We start from the raw sequence: 19,266 nt of genomic DNA on the forward strand, positions 1-19,266 counted from the left end.
ATATCATTAATAGCAAAAAGAATACATAATATGAAAAAGCTATCATTTTATACACTACTGTTCTGCTTAGCGGCAGTATGTACATTCAGCCTGAATTCATGCCAAGAGTTCAATATAGACTCTCAAAGTGAATTACCTCCTACTATAGATATTGATGCGCAAGCAGAATATGAAGTACTGGCAGAATCGCCCAATACGATTGTCTTCAACATCAGTTCCAATACTCCCTGGAAAATAGAGAGCAACCAAAACTGGTGTGTCCCTACTCCGGCAATGAGCGCCGCCAGTTCTCTTGTCGCAGAAGTCAGCGTCCACATTGAAGAGTATGCAGAAGAAAGCGGCGACCGCACAGCTACCTTGACCATCACCGCCGACGGAGTGGAAGGAAGCAAAATGATCACAATCACACAAGCTGCCAAAGGCGCATTGTATGTGACCAACTTTGCAGAGCCCTTCCCGAGTGCAGGCGGAGAAGCCGAATTCTCCATCACAGCCAATAAGGCATGGAAGATTATCAATACGGAAGGATGGCTGACACTTGATGTTGAAGAAGGGACAGGAACAGGAGAGAAAGTAATGATAAAAGCAACGGCCTTGCCCAATACGGGTTTAAAACGTTCTGCAACATTAACAATCGTATCCAACGGAAAAGAAAAGGAAATAGCAGTCACACAGAATGGCATCACACTGGAATTTGGAGAAACTACGCCAGAAGACCTGACATTTGACGGAGGAAAGGATAAGGAAAGCAAAGTTTATCAAGTCATTTCAAACATTGATTATGAAACTGCATCGGATGCGGAATGGCTGAAGATAGAAAAAAATGAGGAAGGTAATGTAGTGGCTACCAGCCAATCGGAAATCTACTTTACCACCCGCAAGGCTGTGATAACTTTAACTCCTAAAGACAAGACCTTAGGTATAGACCCTGTCACGATGGAAGTTGAACAAGCAGGCGGAGCCTATGTATTGGACGCTAAAGAAGAAAATGTAACTGTGGATGAGACAACCGGAGCCATTACTTTTACCGAAAACACCGGAACTGCCAATTGCCGATATTATATCAATAAAGGACGTAAATTAGCAATCCATGAATGGCATTTCTCTGCTCTGACGGTAGATGGCAACCGATGCTTGAACATGAATTGCGTAGCTCCTCCAAAACCGAGCTGGAACTTCTGGTTAGGCGTAGGAGCCAATCCGTGGATTTTCAAATACCGTGGCGGCAAACTGAATGAGAATACAGCTTGCAATCCGTTCGAAATGAATAACCTAAGGGCTTTGAAAGTAGAGCACAATTATGTTGACCCCAATGACAGAACAACAGCCAACATTCAAGTATTCATCAAACTCGAAGGAGAAACGGAATGGACCAATATTATCACGACTCCGACTTATGAGAATTTGTTTGAAACTGCAGCTTCAGCCGGAAATGTTCCTTACTTTGGCTTTATAGGCGGAAGTGCCGGTAAGAAAGGTACAGTAACTATCAGTTCATACGAAGTCACCAACATTGAATAATACTGAAAAGAGAATTTTATGAAACGGACTATAAATATTAGAATCAATCGGCGTACCTGTATAGGTACGCTGATTATCCTGCTTTCAATGTTTGCCCAGTCCTGCCGGGACAACGAGGCAATGAAATGGGTGGATTTGCGCTATAAAGCTGATGACAGCTATACGATTACTGCAGATGGTACGCAAACAGTGAATATTCAGGTAAAGTCCACTGACCCGTGGATTGTTTACAGCAACCATAGCGACTGGTGTACCATTTCACCGGACAAAGGCGAAGCCAGTGAACTCTATGATGTACAAATCACCTATAAGCCCAACACCGCATTGGATGACCGCACGGATACAATCACTATCAAAAGCGATTATTGGATTGGCAAAGAAGTAGCCGTAATCCAAAAAGGAATTGCTTACATGGCGTTGGAAGGCGACCAGGATTTCTTCCTGACGAAAGAAGATAACAGTACGAGAACATTTCAGGTAAAATCCAACCAGAAATGGAGCGCATCCGTTACCGAAGGCAGCGGATGGCTCTCTATCGCATCCGGTGAAAGCGGTGAGTCGGACGGAGAAGTCACCGTAAAATGTACAGTGAACAAGGGTGAGAAACGATATGGCAAAGTAGTCGTATACGACCGGCATGGCATAGCCACCGCCGAGGTAGCGTGTACTCAAGACGGCGTGCAACTTGATCCGGAAAACACTTCGATTCGTACCGGCCATACAGCCCACGAAATCACCTTGCCGGTTGTTTCCAACACTGAATGGACAGTTACCAAAGATGACGCAGATGCAGAATGGTATTCATTCGAGCAAACAGAATTTGAAGGCACACAGAACCTGGTTATCCGACTTAATGCCAACACAGGATCTTCTGTTTTGAAAGCATCATTCACTCTGTCTACCAAGGTAGTGGAAGGTATTACTCCGGTCACTCGTACCATCACGCTGAAGCAAGCGAACGAAGCGATTGCCGTACGGCATGAGTTCGATGACCCGAATAACTGGGGCATCAACAACGGAACCGGCATGGCAAACGGAGACCTTACTTGTACCGCCGCACGCGTGACACGCGGCAGCTTTGCTCCGGGATACTACTCATTCCGTATCAAATCGATGACCGATGATGCACAATCTACCTTATTCTTCACCTATGGCTCCAATGAAATCAGATGGCATCTGAATATGAGTACAGGAAAGACCAATTACAGTACTTCACCTTGGACACCTATCATTGAAAGAAACAAGGCATTCGACAAGAGTTTGAAATCATATACATTAGGCCTTAATCTCACAAAGAGCGAGACAGCCGGTCTGATGAAAATAGAGTGGTACTTGGACGGTGTACTCATGGACAGCCATGACAATGGCAACGGAGTATCATTCAATTATGCAGATGCGTTCATCTATCTTGGCGCGAGTGCCGGAACCGTGGTATATGACTGGTGGGAATACACCGCCCCAATCGACTGGGGAGATGAATAACAACAAATAACTAAAAAAATGAAAATGAAAACATTATTTATATTATTTACTCTAATGGCCACTTTCTGCATGGGGTGCGACGACAACAGCAATGACGCAACTCCCGGGAAGCCGGAAGCCAAAATCGAGCAATTCACATTGCAATGTGGAGGCACTTATTATCGAGGAAGTATCAATGAAACCTCCAAAGTAATCAGTATCAGTGGCATAACCAGCCGAACGGCAATCACCGGGGTTAAATATCTATTATCAGGGGGAGCTACCATCTCCCCCAACCCACAGGACATAAAACGTTGGGAAATGGAACAGAAATTTACGGTGACAAGCAGTGATAACCAAATAGCGGAATATACTCTTTTACTGCCGGAACTGCAAAACGAGCCGGAACCATCATCAAAAGTAGTTATCGGCTATCTGCCTGCCAACGACTGGGAATATAATGACCAATTCGATAATATACATTGGGAATATCTAACACATATCAATGTCAGTTTTGCATTAGCGAAATCCGACGGTACATTGAATACAGACAGAGTGGCCACCAACATCAGGCAGATTCGTGACAAAGCACACGCGGAAGGTGTAAAAGTTTTGATTTCTATTGCTAAAAATACCGCAGGTGAATTTACAACAGCTATCAGTAACGAAACTTCCCGAAGCGCACTGATAGCCAATATTATACAGTTCACCCGAACAAACCAGCTCGATGGATTCGATATTGACTACGAAGAGTACACAAACTGGAATGCTAATTTTCCGTCACTCCTTGCTTTCATCCAGGCATTGCACGCAGCTAAAGACGAGAATATGCTGATGACTTGCGCAGTAGGCAGCCGATGGCTGACATATACTGAGGAATGGCAGCAGTATTTCGACTATATCAACTTAATGAGTTATGATAACGGAAGTTTTACCACGACCCCCGTACAACACTCTTCTTTTGATGATTTTGTTGCAGATTTAGCTTATTGGCTGAATACGAATCTGACTCCCAAAGAAAAAATTGTAGGAGGACTTCCTTTTTATGGTTATTCTTGGGATGAAACCGTTCCCAAAGATGAAGTAAGAGCCGTCCGCTATCATGGAATTCTCGAATATTTCGGAAAAACGGCAGAAGTAGCCGACAGTGATGTACAAAGCAAGACTTTCTACAATGGTAGAGTCACCATTCGGAAGAAATGCCAATATGTAATGCATGAAGGTTTCGGTGGTGTCATGATCTGGCAATTGTTCCAAGATGCACACGAAGAAGACTGGAAGCTGATTAATGTAGTGGGTGAAGTGATGTCTCAGCAAAAATAAGAGAAGGACATTGTAGCTCCATGAGAAGGCATTCTCAATAATTAAAGAAAAGAATATGACCTTATAGAGGCAAGAAATAGATAAATTTGGAATTTAAAGGGAGGTCCTCTTATCACCTCCTTTTTAAACAATAAAGTAAGCTAAATTTATAGGTTAAAGGTATCTTCCCATATGAGATGATATTCTTTTCTTGAAAGCACGAGCTAAAAACAGCCCGAAAATCCCGAAAGATAGCCATGCCCTAAACCTTTCCTTTGGTAGTGAATGACAATGAAATAGAGATATAATGGGATATAACAATGAAACATAGAAAGTTCCTTTTTTGTAAAAGTAACTTTTTCGAGACAGGTTTAGGATAAGAAATCCCCAAACATCCTCTAATCATCTTATAAATATAAAACGTTTAGGGATGTTGGGGAACAGCATTAACAGAGTTTCTTATATTATTTTCTTATTTCCCTTTGGGGAGCAGCCAGTATTTTCCAGACGATGGCAGATAGTGCAGCTCCTACGCATGGAGCAGCAATAAAGAGCCATAGCTGTGCTAAGGCTTCACTGCCTGCAAACAGAGCAGGTCCGATACTGCGTGCCGGATTGACAGAGGTTCCGGTTATAGGAATACAAACGATGTGGACTAAAACCAATGTGAGGCCAATGGCTAGCCCGGCAAACTTAGGTGCCGAATTTTCATTGGCTGTTGTACCTAGTACTACTAATACGAAAATAAAAGTAAATACCGCTTCCGCAATAAAAGCGGGGACGAGTGCAGCTTCTCCGAAACTGTTTGCACCGGTGCCTGTTATGCCTAGTCCTGATGTTATGGCATAAAGGATGGCCGAACCGGCTATGGCACCTATTACTTGCGACACCATGTAACCAATTGCTTCACCGGTTTTCATACGTCCGGAAAGCCATACTCCAAGTGTGATGGCTGGATTGATGTGGCAGCCCGATATGCCTCCGATGGTATATGCCATTGCTACGACCGATAGGCCGAATGCAAAGGCAATGGTTAGCACGCCGGCAACTGAAGTTGCCCCTCCATTAAGAACAGCTGCTCCGCAGCCCATCAGAACAAGCACCATTGTTCCAAGTGCTTCTGCTAAAAATTTCTTGTTCATAACTTTTTTTATTTATGGAAATAGTAAATTCTTATTCAAAACTGTATTTTCATTCTTCTCATACGCAAACTAAACTCCCGTTTTATGAAGCATCTCAATCAAGGCATTCTTCTCCAGTGGTTTAGGCAGGAATCCGTTAAAACCTCTGGACAGCACTTTTTCCTTATCGTCATTATAGGCAAAGGCTGTAACGGCTATAATAGGAACATTTGATTCGAGCTGCCTGATTGCATCATCTGTTATTAATAGTAGTTTGTTAAGATTTACTTTGCTGATGTACCTCCCGTTTGCACAGATTTTATTACTTAAGATAAGTATCAGTAAAGAAATCTAGAATATTCTCGTACAAAAATAGACAATATCCCTTTCTTTATTCAATTTTTATGATGAATAAAAGGGCAAGGTTCCAAATAGGTATATTTTTTACCCGAATGGATATACCCGCCGAGCAACCAATTCGCTAATTTCGCTAATATTATATTTAATATTAAAACCTTCTGCTAAAAAGAACGGATACAATGCTTTGAAGAAGAGAGGTAACAAGTATGGATAAACTCTTATAAATAAAGGTGACACCCAACAAACAACAACAATAAATATGAAGAAAGTACTGTATATCATTTTGTTATGGCTTGGAATGACCGGGAACTTATATGCACAAGATAAAGAGGAAATAGATTATATATTGGTTTTGAATTCTATTAATTTTAACGAGGTCAAGACACGTCTGCTCTTCGAAACTATTCGGGATGAGTTTACTTCAGACCACGTTAAAGTAGTCAGTGAAAGCTTGGGCTTAAAACTGGCTGTTAAGGAAGAAGCTCTTGCCGTGCCGTCTCTGCAGTCTTTGGAGGAAGCTGATGCCAAGCTCCATTATTTACGGGAAAAGTATGAACACAAACGGAAACCGCTGGTTTTACTGTTTATAGGTGATCCGGGCTGGTTGTTGTGCAAACCTTTATTTGAGGATATCTGGAAAGATGTACCGACTGTCATCTGTATGGCACGTGACCGTATGGCTCCTGACATAAGTGTGATGTTGGACAAAAACGAAATGCACCTGAAATCGGAATTAAGACCCACTAAAGAAGTCCTGAAACCTTATAATGCAGTAGCGCTTAAACAGCCGGTATTCATAAGAGAAACGGTATCGCTGATGCGTAAGTTGATGCCTGATATGGATAAAATAGCTTTTGTTTCCGACCAACGTTATATCAGCCTTTTCACACGTATTGAACTGAAAGATACATTGGGTATATATTTCCCTGATATAAAGCTCCAGGAGTTGACCAGCCCTCAGTTGAACACGCAAGATCTTCTGGACACGCTTTCAACAGAAAAGAAACATACCGGGCTGATTTATTACTCTTGGTTTGTACCAATGCGCAAAAGTATTGATACCTATCTGGATGACAACATACAAACCATAGTTTCTGCTTTTTCCAAGGCTCCGGTCTTCACATTAACGGATTTGAATCCGGAAACAGGCAGTTTTGCCGGAGGGCATTATATTAATGTGAAATCTCTGGCAGAAACCTGTATTGATGTACTATATCGTATCCTGAATGGGGAACAGCCTCGTGATATGCCCCTTATGATGGGAGGAAAACCTAAGACGATACTGAATTATACGCACCTCTCGCACTATGATATTCCGGTAGAGTTGTTCCCTTCAGAGGCGGTTTACGTACAAGCGCCTCCAAGTTTCTGGGAAAAAAATAAGTGGACTATTATTATGCTGATAGTCATATTCTCATTGATAGCCATCATCATTATGATGCGAATGTGTGCCTATGCTCTCAAACAACGCTCACGTGAGCGGAAAATCAAGACGTTGAAAGATAATAAGGTTTTTCTGGAGAATCTGTTCAGTAACCTGTCAGTGGCGGTTGCGGTGCGGGATATACAAGATGGGTTACGATTCCTTTTTTGGAATAAAGAGGCCGAACATATATTCGGGGTCAGCCGGAAAGAGGTAATGGAAAACATGGATGTGGCCTTGTCTTCCAGTGAGATGATGCTGACCATGAATCGGAACGATCTGGAAATACTTGAAAAAGACAAGCGGTTTTCCGGCTTATGCCGGTTCAATGCTCCGGATGGTAACGCACTTTTCCTTTATGTAAACAAACGTATCATTTCACACCCGGATGGAAGAAGATGGTTGCTTATGACCGCCTGGGACATGACGGAACAACAACAGAATGTCGAAAAGCTGGCAGAATTGAACAAGCGCCTGCAAACGGTCATGGAGGTTTCGCAGATGAGCCTCTGGACGTATGACATCAAGAAAGATATACTTACTTATGATGGTATCTCAGGAATCATGCCTACAGGTAATCAATGCAAATTGAAAAACTTTTTGGACCTGATTTCTCCTGAAATGAGAGATTGTGTCAGCAGAAATGTTTTCAGATTCTTGAAAGGGGATGTACCTTCACTTCACGAGGAATTTACTTTGTACAAAAGCTTTAGCCGGACATTGGATACTCCTGTCTGGATATGTAGCCATTCAACGGTATTGAAATATGACGCTGAAGGAAATCCTGCAATAATAGTTGGTGCTAATAAAGATATCAGTGCGCAGAAGGAGCTGGAAGAGACTCTCCTTCAGGCAAAAAGGTCGGCTGAAGAAGCGAATAGGCTGAAAGATGTATTTTTGGCGAACATGAGTCACGAAATCCGTACACCGCTCAACTCCATTGTCGGTTTTTCCAGTCTGCTGGCTGAAACGGAGGATTCTGACGAACAAGCCGAGTATTCGGGAATCATCCAGAACAATACGGAGTTATTACTCCAGTTGATTAATGACATATTGGATCTTTCTAAAATTGAAGCGGGAACAATGGAGTTCGTCTATAAGGATGCGGATATATATGCCCTGTTTTCAGAACTCGAAAAGACAACCCGCTGGCGTGTGAAGGAGTCTGCCGTGGAAATTATCTTTGAAGACTCTCCCCAAGGAGTGATGCTGAGGATTGACCCGAACAGGTTCATGCAGGTGGTCAATAATTTTATGACAAATGCCATAAAGTTCACCCACTATGGCAGTATCCGTTTTGGATATAGGCAGCAGGAAAACGGTGACTGGTATTTTTATCTGACGGATACAGGTGAAGGAATACCTGCCGAGAAAGTAAAGGCAGTCTTTGACCGTTTTGTAAAGTTGGATGCTTTCAAACAAGGAACGGGACTGGGACTTTCCATCTGTAAGAGTATAATAGATCGCTTTGGCGGAGATATCGGAGCCGATTCGCAGCTTGGCGTAGGTTCAACCTTCTGGTTTACCCTACCTGATAAAAGAATGGCAATAGATTGATTGAACAGGTAAAATTACGAGTTATGTATAAGATAGTAAAGAGTCGTTTTTGGTTCCTTTTGTTTGTAATGTTGTGTGAAGTTGTATGGATAGGGGCAGTGCAAAGTGCCCCTTCCAGACAGCTGGTTATCAAAGGCGACCGGGCTTTTCCGCCTTATGAGTTCATCAATGACCAAGGAGAGCCGGATGGTTTTAATGTCGAACTGATCCATGCTGTCATGAAAAGAGTGGGTATGCCCTATACGCTTTCTCTGGAGTATTGGCCACAAGTGGTAGAGGAGTTTCAGACTGGGAAAGTGGATGTTATAACAGGAATCATGTACTCTAACCGTCGGGCGGAAATATTCAAATTCGGAGCAATCCATACCTTTGTTTATCAGGATGTAGTATTTCGCAAAGGGCGTGCCCCTATTACCGGGTTGGAAGATTTGGAAGGACTGGAAATTATAGTACAGGACGGAGCCATTACTCAGGAGATATTGGAGGATATGGCGATTAAGGCACATATCATTGTTGTACCGGACTTATATGCAGGGCTTCGCATGTTGTCCGAAGGAAAACATGACGTAGCTTTGTGCAACGAAGAAATGGGATTGAGCATCATAAAAAAATTAGAACTGGACAATCTGGAAATGTCAGAACTTGACTTACCTCCCGACGAGTATTGTTTTGCAGGGAAAAGCGATTCGTTATTGACAGTCATAGACAAGGCTTTTTATAAGTTGCAGCGTGAAGGCGAGTATGACCGGATTTTCAACAAGTGGTTCAGCACTCCTATTCACAAAGTTCCCTATTGGATTTACATCACATTGGGTATATTGGTTATAGTGGTTGCCATCGGTTATCTGTTTATAATCTTGTTGCGCAGGCAGGTAAGGAAAGCAAATAACGAAGTGAATGAGTATGTACGGAAGATGCGTTACGTATTTAACCATAGCAACATTTTGATATGGGAGTTCGATGTTGTCACCCAAATGCTGCGACTGGACTTTGGCGACGAGAGCCTGCAAGAGATTATATCCGTAGAGGAACTACTTCAGGAGCGGATTATCCCATCCCAACGGGAAGAAGTCCGCTTGTTTATGAAGCGTCTGGCCGATAGGCAGGAAGAAGATTTCACCTTACAATGGGAAATGCTTCCACAGAAGAATAGTGAAAATAAGGATGCACGCTATGCCATCATCAACGGGATGCCGATGCGGGATGCCAATGGAAAGATTATAGCTTACTCCGGCGTAAGGCGTGATGTGACAGACCTTATCTGTACACAGAACCGGCTGGAGCACGAAACGCAGCGCGCTTTGCAAGCCGATAAGTTGAAATCGGCTTTTTTGGCCAATATGAGCCATGAGATACGTACTCCGCTGAATGCGATTGTCGGCTTTTCCGGATTGCTGCAAGAAACTGACGACCCGCAGGAACGGAAAGAATATTCGCAGATTATCAATACAAACAATGAGCTGCTGCTTAATCTGATTAACGATATATTGGATCTCTCGCGTATAGAATCCGGCGAGGTAACACTGTATAATGAACATTTTAACCTGGCTTGCTACTTCGAGAAGTTATCTGCCTCCTTACAGCAACGGTGTGTGAATCCTGATGTGGAGTTTATTGTAGACAAACCGTATGCAGAGTGTAATGTCTATCTGGATCGTAGCCGTTTGGCACAGATATGTACCAATTTTACTACCAACTCCATCAAGCATACTCAAAAAGGCAGCATTAAAATAGGCTATTTATATAAAGACGGCGGCATTTGGATTTATACGGAAGATACCGGCAATGGTATACCGGCAGATAAGCAATATCTTGTCTTTCAACGGTTCGAAAAACTAAACCCTTTCGTACAAGGTACAGGATTAGGATTATCTATTTGCAAGGCGATTGTAGATGCTTGTGGCGGTAAAATTGGATTTACCTCCAAAGAAGGAGAAGGTTCCAGATTTTGGGCATGGCTGCCATGTGAAGCCGAGATTGTTTGCTAAAGATGAATTGTAAGATGAAGCATAAAAGAGTATATATCTTATTTCTGATAGGGTGGACGATGAGCCTTTCCCTGCAAGCACAGAATAACCCTTTCAAGATAGATGATAAGCTATATGCGGACTATCAACGCTGCAACAAAGTATTGAAAGAGAAGGTTGTTCTTGCCATGGCCGACTCCCTGTTTCACAAAGCAGCCCGGAAAGGGGATGTGAAAGCGCAGTGTTTGGCGTGGCATGTCAAATGCGACCACTATTATTATATAGAGGATATACCCTCTCTTCAGAAAGCGATAAAGGATGCACGGAAGTTTATAGAGAAAACGCCCTTTCATCAGTACTTGTTCAGTACCTGGATGAGGTTGATAAGTTATTACGAACGGCAAAGATGGTATGGCAGAGCATTGGAAGAGGTGCAAGCCATGCAAGGGGAAGCCATCCGCTTGAACAACGGGTATGGCATCTCATCAAGCTACAAGCACATGGCAAATATCTATTCCTTCCAGAAGAATTATGCAAAGAGTTTGGAATTGCATAAAAAGGCATTGGAATATGCAATCTCAAATAAAGAAACCAATAGCCTGAGTAGTATCTATCAGAATATAGGAGCCATTTATAGCAGATACCCGGAGCGGAAGCCAAGATTGGATTCTGCTTTAGTTTATTTTCAGAAAGCGTTGGAAACAGCATTGAATGGAATGCAGAAAATAGGAATTTATGCCCGCATGGCTTCCGCTGAACTGGATGCAGATCACCCGGATGCTGCATGGCCTTATTTGCAAGAAGTAGCATTCCTACGGAAAAAATATCCGCTATATGGAGCAACAAGCGATACATATTTTATCACTTTGTCCAATTATTACCGGAGAAAGGAAGATTTGGACAAGGCTATTTTATTCAGCGATTCCATAACCAGTAAGATAGTACAAGCCCATCTGAAAAGGTTGATTTATCAAAGCTTGGGGGATTATAAGCAAGCTTATGAGTGGTACGACACTTATATCGGCTTAAGAGATTCCACTCGTACAGAAGAAACAGACCGATTGTTAGCTGATCTGGCCTCCCGTTTCGATAACGAGCGGTTAAATGCGGAAAAGAGCCGCTTGGAATTGCAGAATTCCGAGATGCGCATTGCCCAAATGACCAGCGAACGCCGCTTGCTGGAAATAGGTTGGGAACGTGACACGCTGATTCTGAGAGCTACCCGTCTGGAGTTGAACAATAAAAAACTGGCATTGCAGCAAAAGGAGGAAGAAGTAGCGCATAACCAAGTAGAAGCACTCCGGCAATCGGAACGTGCGGAAAGCACCATCCGACAAAATCATTTGAAGAATATCATCCTGGGCATAGTGGTGCTATTTTTATTCCTGGTCATTCTTTTTCTCTGGCATTACATCATACACAGAAGAAAAACGGAGATGATTGTCCGGAAAGAAAGAGATATTGCCTTACAAGCTCAAAGTGAAGCTGAACAGGCACGTCAGGAAGCCGTAAACGCCAACCAACTGAAATCTCTCTTTCTGCAGAACATGAGCCATGAGATTCGTACACCTCTCAATGCAATAATAGGCTTTACCGAGGTGCTCAACAGCGATGAAGAATTGGTGGACTTCGAACCCGAAGAGCGTAAGGAAATGTTAGGGTTGATTGAAACTAACACCGAGCTGCTTACCACCCTGATTAATGATATTTTGGACTTGTCTAAATTGGAAAGCAATACCTATGTATTAAATCCAACTCCCGTCGGTGTGAGCGAACTTTGTCATTCGGTTATAGCCAGCATGGCTCACCGCGTACCGTCCGGAGTGGATTTGCGTCTGGAAGAACCCGATGCAGCCCATCAGATGGTATTGAATACGGATGCGGCACGCTTGCAACAAGTGCTGAATAACTTTCTGACTAATGCCTGCAAATACACCGAGCATGGAAGCATCACTTTGGCCTATCTCATGGTGGGTAACGCTATTGAGTTTTCGGTAGCTGATACCGGAAGTGGCATTCCGGCTGACAAGGCAGAAAGTATTTTTGAGCGTTTTGAGAAGTTGGACAATTTCAAGCAAGGAACGGGTCTGGGCCTGAATATTTGTCGCCGCATTGCCGGTTTGGTAGGCGGACGTGTGTATGTGGATACATCCTATACAGATGGTGCACGCTTTGTTTTTCTGCATCCGATTCTTCCGTAAAATAGAAAAAGCGTATTTTTGCAGGATTTTTTTAGAAACAAACAATATGCAATACTTAGGTGAAATAATATCGTTGGTCGTAGCCTTCTCGTGGACTATCACCGCATTATGCTCGGAGGTAGCGAGTAAGAGATTGGGGGCTTTGCAACTAAATGTTTTCAGAATGTTGCTATCCATGCTATTATTGTCTGTTACACTATGGATATTTACCGGTAACCCGCTCCCCATGTATGCAGATGCGAAAACGTGGCTGTGGCTCATTCTATCCGGGGTGGTGGGTTATGTGTTGGGCGATTACTGCCTGTTTAATTCCTATATACTGATAGGCTCCCGCTTCGGCCAGCTCTTTATGACGCTCGCCCCCATCGCTGCGGCCATTTCCAGTTGGTTCATTCTGGGTGAAAGACTTTCCTCTCAGGCGATAGCAGGAATGGTAGTCACCGTAACAGGTATCGGAATCTCTGTACTCAACAAAGGGGCTACCCACAAAGTCAGTTTGAAACTCCCCTTAAAAGGGGTGTTGTTTGGTATAGGTGCCGGTGTAGGGCAAGGTGTAGGACTGGTTTTGAGTAAGGTAGGCATGAATTATTATGCCAATTCCATCCCTGACGGTATGGATAGTGTTACCAACCTGCTCCCGTTTGCTTCTACTTTTATCCGCGCCATTGCCGGGTTGGTCGGATTTGTGGCGGTAATGGCCGTGAGAAAAGAATTCTATACTATGAAGTTAGCTATGAAAGACCGAAAAGGTGTCAATACTGCCATTGGTGCTACGCTGACGGGACCTTTCATTGGAGTGTCTTTGTCACTGATGGCTGTACAATATACCGAAGCAGGAATTGCTTCTACACTGATGGCATTGACTCCGATATTTATTCTTTGGCCGGCTTATGTACTGTTCAAACAACGGGTAACTGTTAAAGAAATCATTGGTGCTGTCATTAGTGTTGTCGGAGTTTCATTGTTTTTCTTATAATGTATGTTTTATGCCAGACCATAGTCCCCCCTACTCCATATTCATGGATACGTTTTGTATCTGTCATTGTAAAATTAGCCCGACTCACTCTTATGCGTACTTTTTTTACCCCAATATGTACATTTCATGAAAATCTTATCGTTTACCTTTGAAATGTACTTTTAATCAAGAAATTATTTTTAATAAAATGGAATAAAGGAAGTATCTTTGATTTAATATTAGTATGAAGAGTATGACCTGTAAAAAAAATATTGTGGAGTTATGCACACGCAAGCAAGAAGATTGTATCTACTTTACTCCGTTTTCCCCTGTCGGCTTTGAAGACATATATCTTTCGGGACCTGGCTCCCAGTTTGTACATAATACAAACGATAATTATATGTTGTTTGTATTATCCGGGGAGATAAAAATGACATTCGGGCAGTTCCAAAATAAGATATTCAAAGAGGGTGATATGTTTTTTCTTCCCCGGAATATGAGTTTCTTGGGCACAGTGGTTACCTCGTCCCATGTAGCCTTATTAAAATATAATGGCATAAAGTTTGAATGTATGGAGGATCGGATACGCTTGCTCGTGAAGAAAAAAGCGGAAGGCAATTATTCGTGGGACAAGGTGGCTATTAAGCCTGAATTAAGGCAGTGTGTAGAAGAACTTATTCATTATAGAAAACATGGTTTATCCTGTAGTCATATCTATGTTGTGAAATCACAGGAAATATATCTGATTTTCAAACATTTTTATACTGATGATGAACGTATACAAGTTTTCTACCCTTTCATCGGTCAAGACCCGAACTTCTCCGAATTGGTGATAAGCAATTATATGCATGCCAAGACAGCTGAGGAACTTGCTGCACGTTTGGGATATGGTATCAAAACGTTCCGTGAGTTATTTAAGGAGAACTTTGGAGAGACTCCATATAAATGGATGCAGGAGAAAATGGCTCAACAGCTCAAGGGGAGGTTGATGAAGAAGGAAATTCCGTTTAAACAGATTATGTTAGAGTTCAGGTTTAGTACCACTACCCATTTCATAACATTCTGTCGTAGACATTTTGGGGGAACTCCAACGGAGATACGTAATGGAAAAGTCGGTGACAAACAACCGTTAACGCCCAAGAACGAAAGAGAAATGTAATCAAATTGGATATTTCCATAGACGGTATGTCTGAATATAAGAGGAATGGTTCGCAATAAGTACCTGTCCTACGACACATCAATAATGCAGAAATGGGATATTGAGAACTTGATGATTATGTCTATGCATCTGCTAATGCCTTGATGAAGTCATCCAGCGAGTCATCCTTCTCCAGTCCCAGCTTCTGGCGCAGGCGATACCGGGCCATGTTGACGCTGCGGTGGGCAATACCCATAATCTGTTCTATCTGGAAGGAATCCTGTCCCAATACTATCAGCATACAGAGCAATTCCTCCTTACGTCCGATGTTCGGTGCTTTCGCCCTTAATACCGGAAGGAATGAAGGATAAAACTGTTCAAACCGTTGGCGGAACTTCGGTTCGCCTTTCTCGTGCAACAACTGCGGAGTGACGGCCTCCACTTCTTTACGCCCGTCCTTGTCTGCAAGCAATCCGGACAATTGCTGTTCCATGTCGTTTTTTTGCTCCTTGGCATTCTGCAAGTCATCAAGGAGGGCAGACAGGCGCTGTTCCATGAGTTGCTGTTTCATCCGGTAAAGCCTTCTCTTATAGAAGAACATGATTACAAGCAATGTGATTGTACCTATGAAGGCGAAAAGGTAAAGCCGGATGTGCAATCGGTTATTGTCCAACTCCATTTGAATCAGACGCAATTGTTGTTCTTTCTTCTCTGTCCTGAATTTCACGATGGATTCGTACATTTTGGAATGGGCATCCTCATCGTGAATGAATTTGCATTCCTCCACCAAATCAAGGGTGTAGCGTTCCACATTGGGCATATCGTGTTTGCTTATGTAGTGCTTGAGCACAAGGTCGTAGTCTATTCCTATGCGGACGGGCGAATCGAAGCCGTGGAGCAGATGATACATGCTGTCGAGCATGGCTTCGGCTTTCTGTTCCCGGTGCTGTTTGAGATATCCGATGGTAAGTTGGTAACAGGCTTTCGCGCGGTTGGCAGGAGTCGCTTGTCCGGCTGCCCGTTGCAGCCTTTCCATCCCCAGTTGCAAGGAGTCACCCGTACAACGTTCTACCATCAAAGCCCCCATCAGGCAGTCCACATCCACCTGTCCACTGTTGTAAGGCAGATTCCGGCAGCGGTCTTCCGCCTTTTGCCAGTAATAGACTGCCGAGTCGGGATGTTCCGTTTTCTGCATCACTCTGCCTTTCAGCAGGAGAGACTGGGCAGAAACCATCGGATTGTCTTCTCCCCGCTCCGCATTTTTCAGGATAGCCAGTGTAGCACAGCTATCTGCATAATCCGGGATATTCCAATAGAGATAAAGCTCCGTCAGCGAGTTGCAGGCATTGGCTTCCCCCAGCAAGTCCCCCTTCTTCCGGGCTTCGTCCACACTTTGCTGAAAGAGATCTATTGCCTCTTCCAATCTTCCGGTACGTTTGTACAGCGTGCCCAGCAACGAGGTCAGCCATTGTACTCCCGAGGCGTTTTCACAGAGTTCGGCCTGTGCCATTGCCTGTTTGCACCAGTCGATGACCTGTTCTTGCTTGCCCGGATTGCTGAAAAACACGGCGGCGGCATAAGCATAATCACGGAAAAGCCTTTCGGGTGTGGAACGGTAAAGCGGCAAATCCAGTGCCTTTTCCATTATTTTCTCACTTTCGTCTATCCGGTCGGTACGTGAAAGCGAGTAGGCCAGCAACGAATAAAGGTCGCGTTTGCAATACTTGCGGACAAGTGCTGTAGAAGAGTCCTGCAAACTGCTGAAGTATTCCACGCAGGCTTCGGGGGCTCCCTTGCTTTGATAAGTGTTCATCAATTGCAGCATGGCCTCTGTCACGATGGGTTGCAGGCTGTCTTGAACGTTGTGTTGCTCTGAGTCGAATGTCAGGCAGGCTTTGAAGGCTTTGATAGCCTCGTCATACTGCCGGTCACGCTGCAAGGAACGGGCATGAGCATATTGTGCCTTGCAATGTTCCACTAAAGAATCGGCATGGGTAGTCTGTAAAGAGGAAGGTCGGACCTGCCTGTTACAAGAAGAGAGAATGCAAGCGGTGCCGAGTGGCAAACATAACAGAGCGAGGATGTATAGAATCTGCCTTATCATAATATTATCAAGATGTCTGATGTTAAATTATCTCCCCTTAAGAGTGCGGCGGCAAATTTAACTATTAAATTCCATGCAAAAAGGATCTGAGAATATTTTTAATGATTATCCGTAATTTTACTATTAAATGATAATTTATCAGCCTGTGGTATTTATGCGGATAATCATTCTGCTTTTTCTAAATAAGTCCCCAATATATATCCTTTTAGACGGCTTTGCAGCATGCGCGTTCAATTTATCCGCATCGGTTTTTGCAAAGGGAAAAGGCGGAAACAAGGAGAAAAGAAGGGACAAAATGAAATATCCCTTGTCTTTCTCCATTTGTAACTTTTTGATTTATAAGATGTATTGAAATGTAGATTGTTTTGTAGACAAGTCCTTTTTTGCGATGTCAGGAGCTATTCGTAGCTTTCGATCACAAAACAAGCAATATCAAGAAAATATTTATGGAAATATCTCGGAAAGTCAGGTTCGCATTAGCGTCAGTTTTACTATGTTTGTCTTTCATCAGTTGCAGTTTCAACTCCCCGGCAGCGGCAGAAAAAGAAACCGCCATTGAGTCGCGTATGAGGGAGATGGGATTGGTAGACATTGCAGAAGTCGATTCCGCCATAGCCGTACACTTGGTTTATGCCACTCCTTATAACTTCATGGGATGCCGGTTATATAACGGGCTGAACAAGGCTTTCATGCTGCCCGAACTGGCAAAGAAACTCTCGCATGCACGTAAATTATTGAAGTCCATCCGCCCGGACCTGAACTTCATCGTATATGATGCCGCACGTCCCCTCAGCATTCAGCACGATATGTGGAACATGGTGAAAGACACCGATATGCGTGACTTCGTGGCCGACCCTACCGTGGGACAGGGAATGCACAACTACGGAGCTGCGGTGGACCTTACGCTGATGGACTGCACGGGGCATCCGCTACCGATGGGGTCGGAGTATGACTATTTCGGCGATGAAGCCCGTACCAATATCGAACAGCAGCTTCTGGAAGAGGGGCGCATCACGAAACGAGAGTTGGAGAACCGCTTGTTACTGCGCCGGGTCATGACGGAGGTCGGACTGTTGGTTTTCGAATCGGAATGGTGGCATTTCAACCTGATGACACCCGAAGAGGCACGCCAAAAGCTGAAACCGGTGGAATGACAGATACTGATAAAAACAGGAGTAAGATTCTCTAATATTCATTATAACTAAAAACAATTCAAAACATGAAGACAATCAAATCGTTAATGGTTGCAGCGTTGATAACGCTTGGAACCGCCGGTGCGTTTGCACAAAGTTCGGATATGTTCACTTACGGTGTGAACAATGTGTATGTACAATACAATGATGTAAAGCTTAAAGGCAATATCGACTCCTCTTTAGGCGGGTTCTCCGTAGGCTACAACCGTATGTTCGGCCTCACCGAAAAAGCTCCCCTCTATGTGGAAGTAGGCGGTGCATTCGAGTATGCAAACGTGGAAGAAACCCTCGAAGTAGCAGGTGTAAAACTGGGTGATACGGAAATGAACCTCTACACCTTCAAGGTGCCTTTGAGCATCGGATACCAGTTTGCCATCGGCCAGTCAGGATTTTCCGTGGCTCCGTATGCAGGATTCGACTTGCTCTACCACTTCAAGGGAGAGATAAAAGACAATCAGAGCGGCGAGACACTGGACATCTTCAAGGATTCGGATGATAGCAACATCGATGACAGCAACCGCTTTCAGGCAGGCTGGCATGCGGGTATCAACCTTGCCTACAAGCATGTTTTTGCAGGCGTAACCTACGGAGAAACCTTCAATGGAATGACGAAGATAGAAGGCAGCAAGTCCAAACTTGGCACCACTTCCGTTTCCATCGGTTACAGATTCTAAAAAAAAGAACAAATATCTCAAAAACATTATGCTGGTGGCGATAGCCGTATTGGGTATGACCACATTGTTCTTTAATGCAATGATTTCCGGCTTTTTACCCGAACCTCTGCCCAGAGAGGGATGGACTGTTAAAGTCCGTCCCTTTCCTATTCCTGCCAATTGAGATAGATGTTTCAATTATTTGAATATAGAAATGTTCAGCCGGCTTCTTTCTTTTTTAATATTTGCAATCCTTGCCTTAATACATATATTTTTTGCCCGAATGTGAATATTCTATCCGCTATTGATT

At 43.5% G+C, this 19,266-nt stretch carries 14 protein-coding genes; 11 read left to right on the forward strand and 3 right to left on the reverse strand.

The window, feature by feature from the left end:
• Positions 1-30 precede the first annotated feature (30 nt).
• From BN161_RS28105 to BN161_RS12555, 3 genes are read left to right on the forward strand one after another with little or no spacing between them, the layout of a single operon-like run.
• The gene (locus BN161_RS28105; protein ID WP_052356263.1) at positions 31-1,521 is read left to right on the forward strand and encodes a BACON domain-containing protein; all 1,491 of its coding nucleotides are present in this window, start codon (positions 31-33) and stop codon (positions 1,519-1,521) included.
• Positions 1,522-1,539: 18 nt separating this feature from the next.
• Positions 1,540-3,003: a BACON domain-containing protein gene (locus BN161_RS12550; protein ID WP_052356264.1), complete on the forward strand. Its 1,464-nt coding sequence runs from the start codon at positions 1,540-1,542 to the stop codon at positions 3,001-3,003.
• Between the two features lie 24 nt (positions 3,004-3,027).
• A complete protein-coding gene (locus tag BN161_RS12555; protein WP_074435136.1) occupies positions 3,028-4,305 on the forward strand; it encodes a glycosyl hydrolase family 18 protein in 1,278 nt (425 codons plus the stop codon).
• A 443-nt stretch (positions 4,306-4,748) separates the two neighbouring features.
• Here BN161_RS12555 and BN161_RS12560 read toward each other — a convergent pair whose 3' ends face one another.
• Complete coding sequence (locus BN161_RS12560; RefSeq protein WP_044266661.1) at positions 4,749-5,426, reverse strand: MIP family channel protein; 678 nt, start codon at positions 5,424-5,426, stop codon at positions 4,749-4,751.
• Between the two features lie 69 nt (positions 5,427-5,495).
• Positions 5,496-5,756, reverse strand: a complete 261-nt coding sequence (locus tag BN161_RS30915) for a response regulator (RefSeq protein WP_081743693.1) — start codon at positions 5,754-5,756, stop codon at positions 5,496-5,498.
• A 268-nt stretch (positions 5,757-6,024) separates the two neighbouring features.
• Here BN161_RS30915 and BN161_RS12565 point away from each other — a divergent pair, with 268 nt between their 5' ends.
• From BN161_RS12565 to BN161_RS12585, 5 genes are all read left to right on the forward strand, one after another.
• On the forward strand, positions 6,025-8,745 hold the full coding sequence (locus BN161_RS12565) for an ATP-binding protein (protein ID WP_044266664.1): 2,721 nt from the start codon (positions 6,025-6,027) through the stop codon (positions 8,743-8,745).
• Between the two features lie 23 nt (positions 8,746-8,768).
• A complete protein-coding gene (locus BN161_RS28110) occupies positions 8,769-10,733 on the forward strand; it encodes a transporter substrate-binding domain-containing protein (RefSeq protein WP_052356265.1) in 1,965 nt (654 codons plus the stop codon).
• A gap of 14 nt (positions 10,734-10,747) precedes the next feature.
• Positions 10,748-12,913, forward strand: a complete 2,166-nt coding sequence (locus BN161_RS12575) for an ATP-binding protein (RefSeq protein WP_167332528.1) — start codon at positions 10,748-10,750, stop codon at positions 12,911-12,913.
• 46 nt (positions 12,914-12,959) lie between these two features.
• On the forward strand, positions 12,960-13,889 hold the full coding sequence (locus BN161_RS12580) for a DMT family transporter (protein ID WP_044266666.1): 930 nt from the start codon (positions 12,960-12,962) through the stop codon (positions 13,887-13,889).
• A gap of 379 nt (positions 13,890-14,268) precedes the next feature.
• Complete coding sequence (locus BN161_RS12585; RefSeq protein ID WP_167332529.1) at positions 14,269-15,027, forward strand: helix-turn-helix domain-containing protein; 759 nt, start codon at positions 14,269-14,271, stop codon at positions 15,025-15,027.
• Between the two features lie 121 nt (positions 15,028-15,148).
• Here the strand turns inward: BN161_RS12585 and BN161_RS12590 are convergent, their stop codons facing one another.
• Positions 15,149-17,110: a tetratricopeptide repeat protein gene (locus tag BN161_RS12590; RefSeq protein ID WP_125910808.1), complete on the reverse strand. Its 1,962-nt coding sequence runs from the start codon at positions 17,108-17,110 to the stop codon at positions 15,149-15,151.
• Positions 17,111-17,556: 446 nt separating this feature from the next.
• Here BN161_RS12590 and BN161_RS12600 point away from each other — a divergent pair, with 446 nt between their 5' ends.
• The 3 genes from BN161_RS12600 (at position 17,557) to BN161_RS30815 (ending at position 19,140) form a co-directional block, all read left to right on the forward strand.
• Positions 17,557-18,264 (forward strand): M15 family metallopeptidase, encoded by a 708-nt coding sequence (locus BN161_RS12600; protein ID WP_044266675.1) that lies wholly within the window; start codon positions 17,557-17,559, stop codon positions 18,262-18,264.
• Between the two features lie 65 nt (positions 18,265-18,329).
• Positions 18,330-18,977, forward strand: coding sequence for an outer membrane beta-barrel protein (locus tag BN161_RS12605; RefSeq protein WP_125910809.1), 648 nt, complete (start codon positions 18,330-18,332; stop codon positions 18,975-18,977).
• 28 nt (positions 18,978-19,005) lie between these two features.
• Positions 19,006-19,140 (forward strand): hypothetical protein, encoded by a 135-nt coding sequence (locus BN161_RS30815; protein WP_262483909.1) that lies wholly within the window; start codon positions 19,006-19,008, stop codon positions 19,138-19,140.
• Positions 19,141-19,266: the final 126 nt, after the last annotated feature.

Origin of the sequence: Bacteroides timonensis (assembly GCF_000513195.1) — a bacterium.
GTDB classification, from domain to species: Bacteria; Bacteroidota; Bacteroidia; order Bacteroidales; family Bacteroidaceae; genus Bacteroides; species Bacteroides timonensis.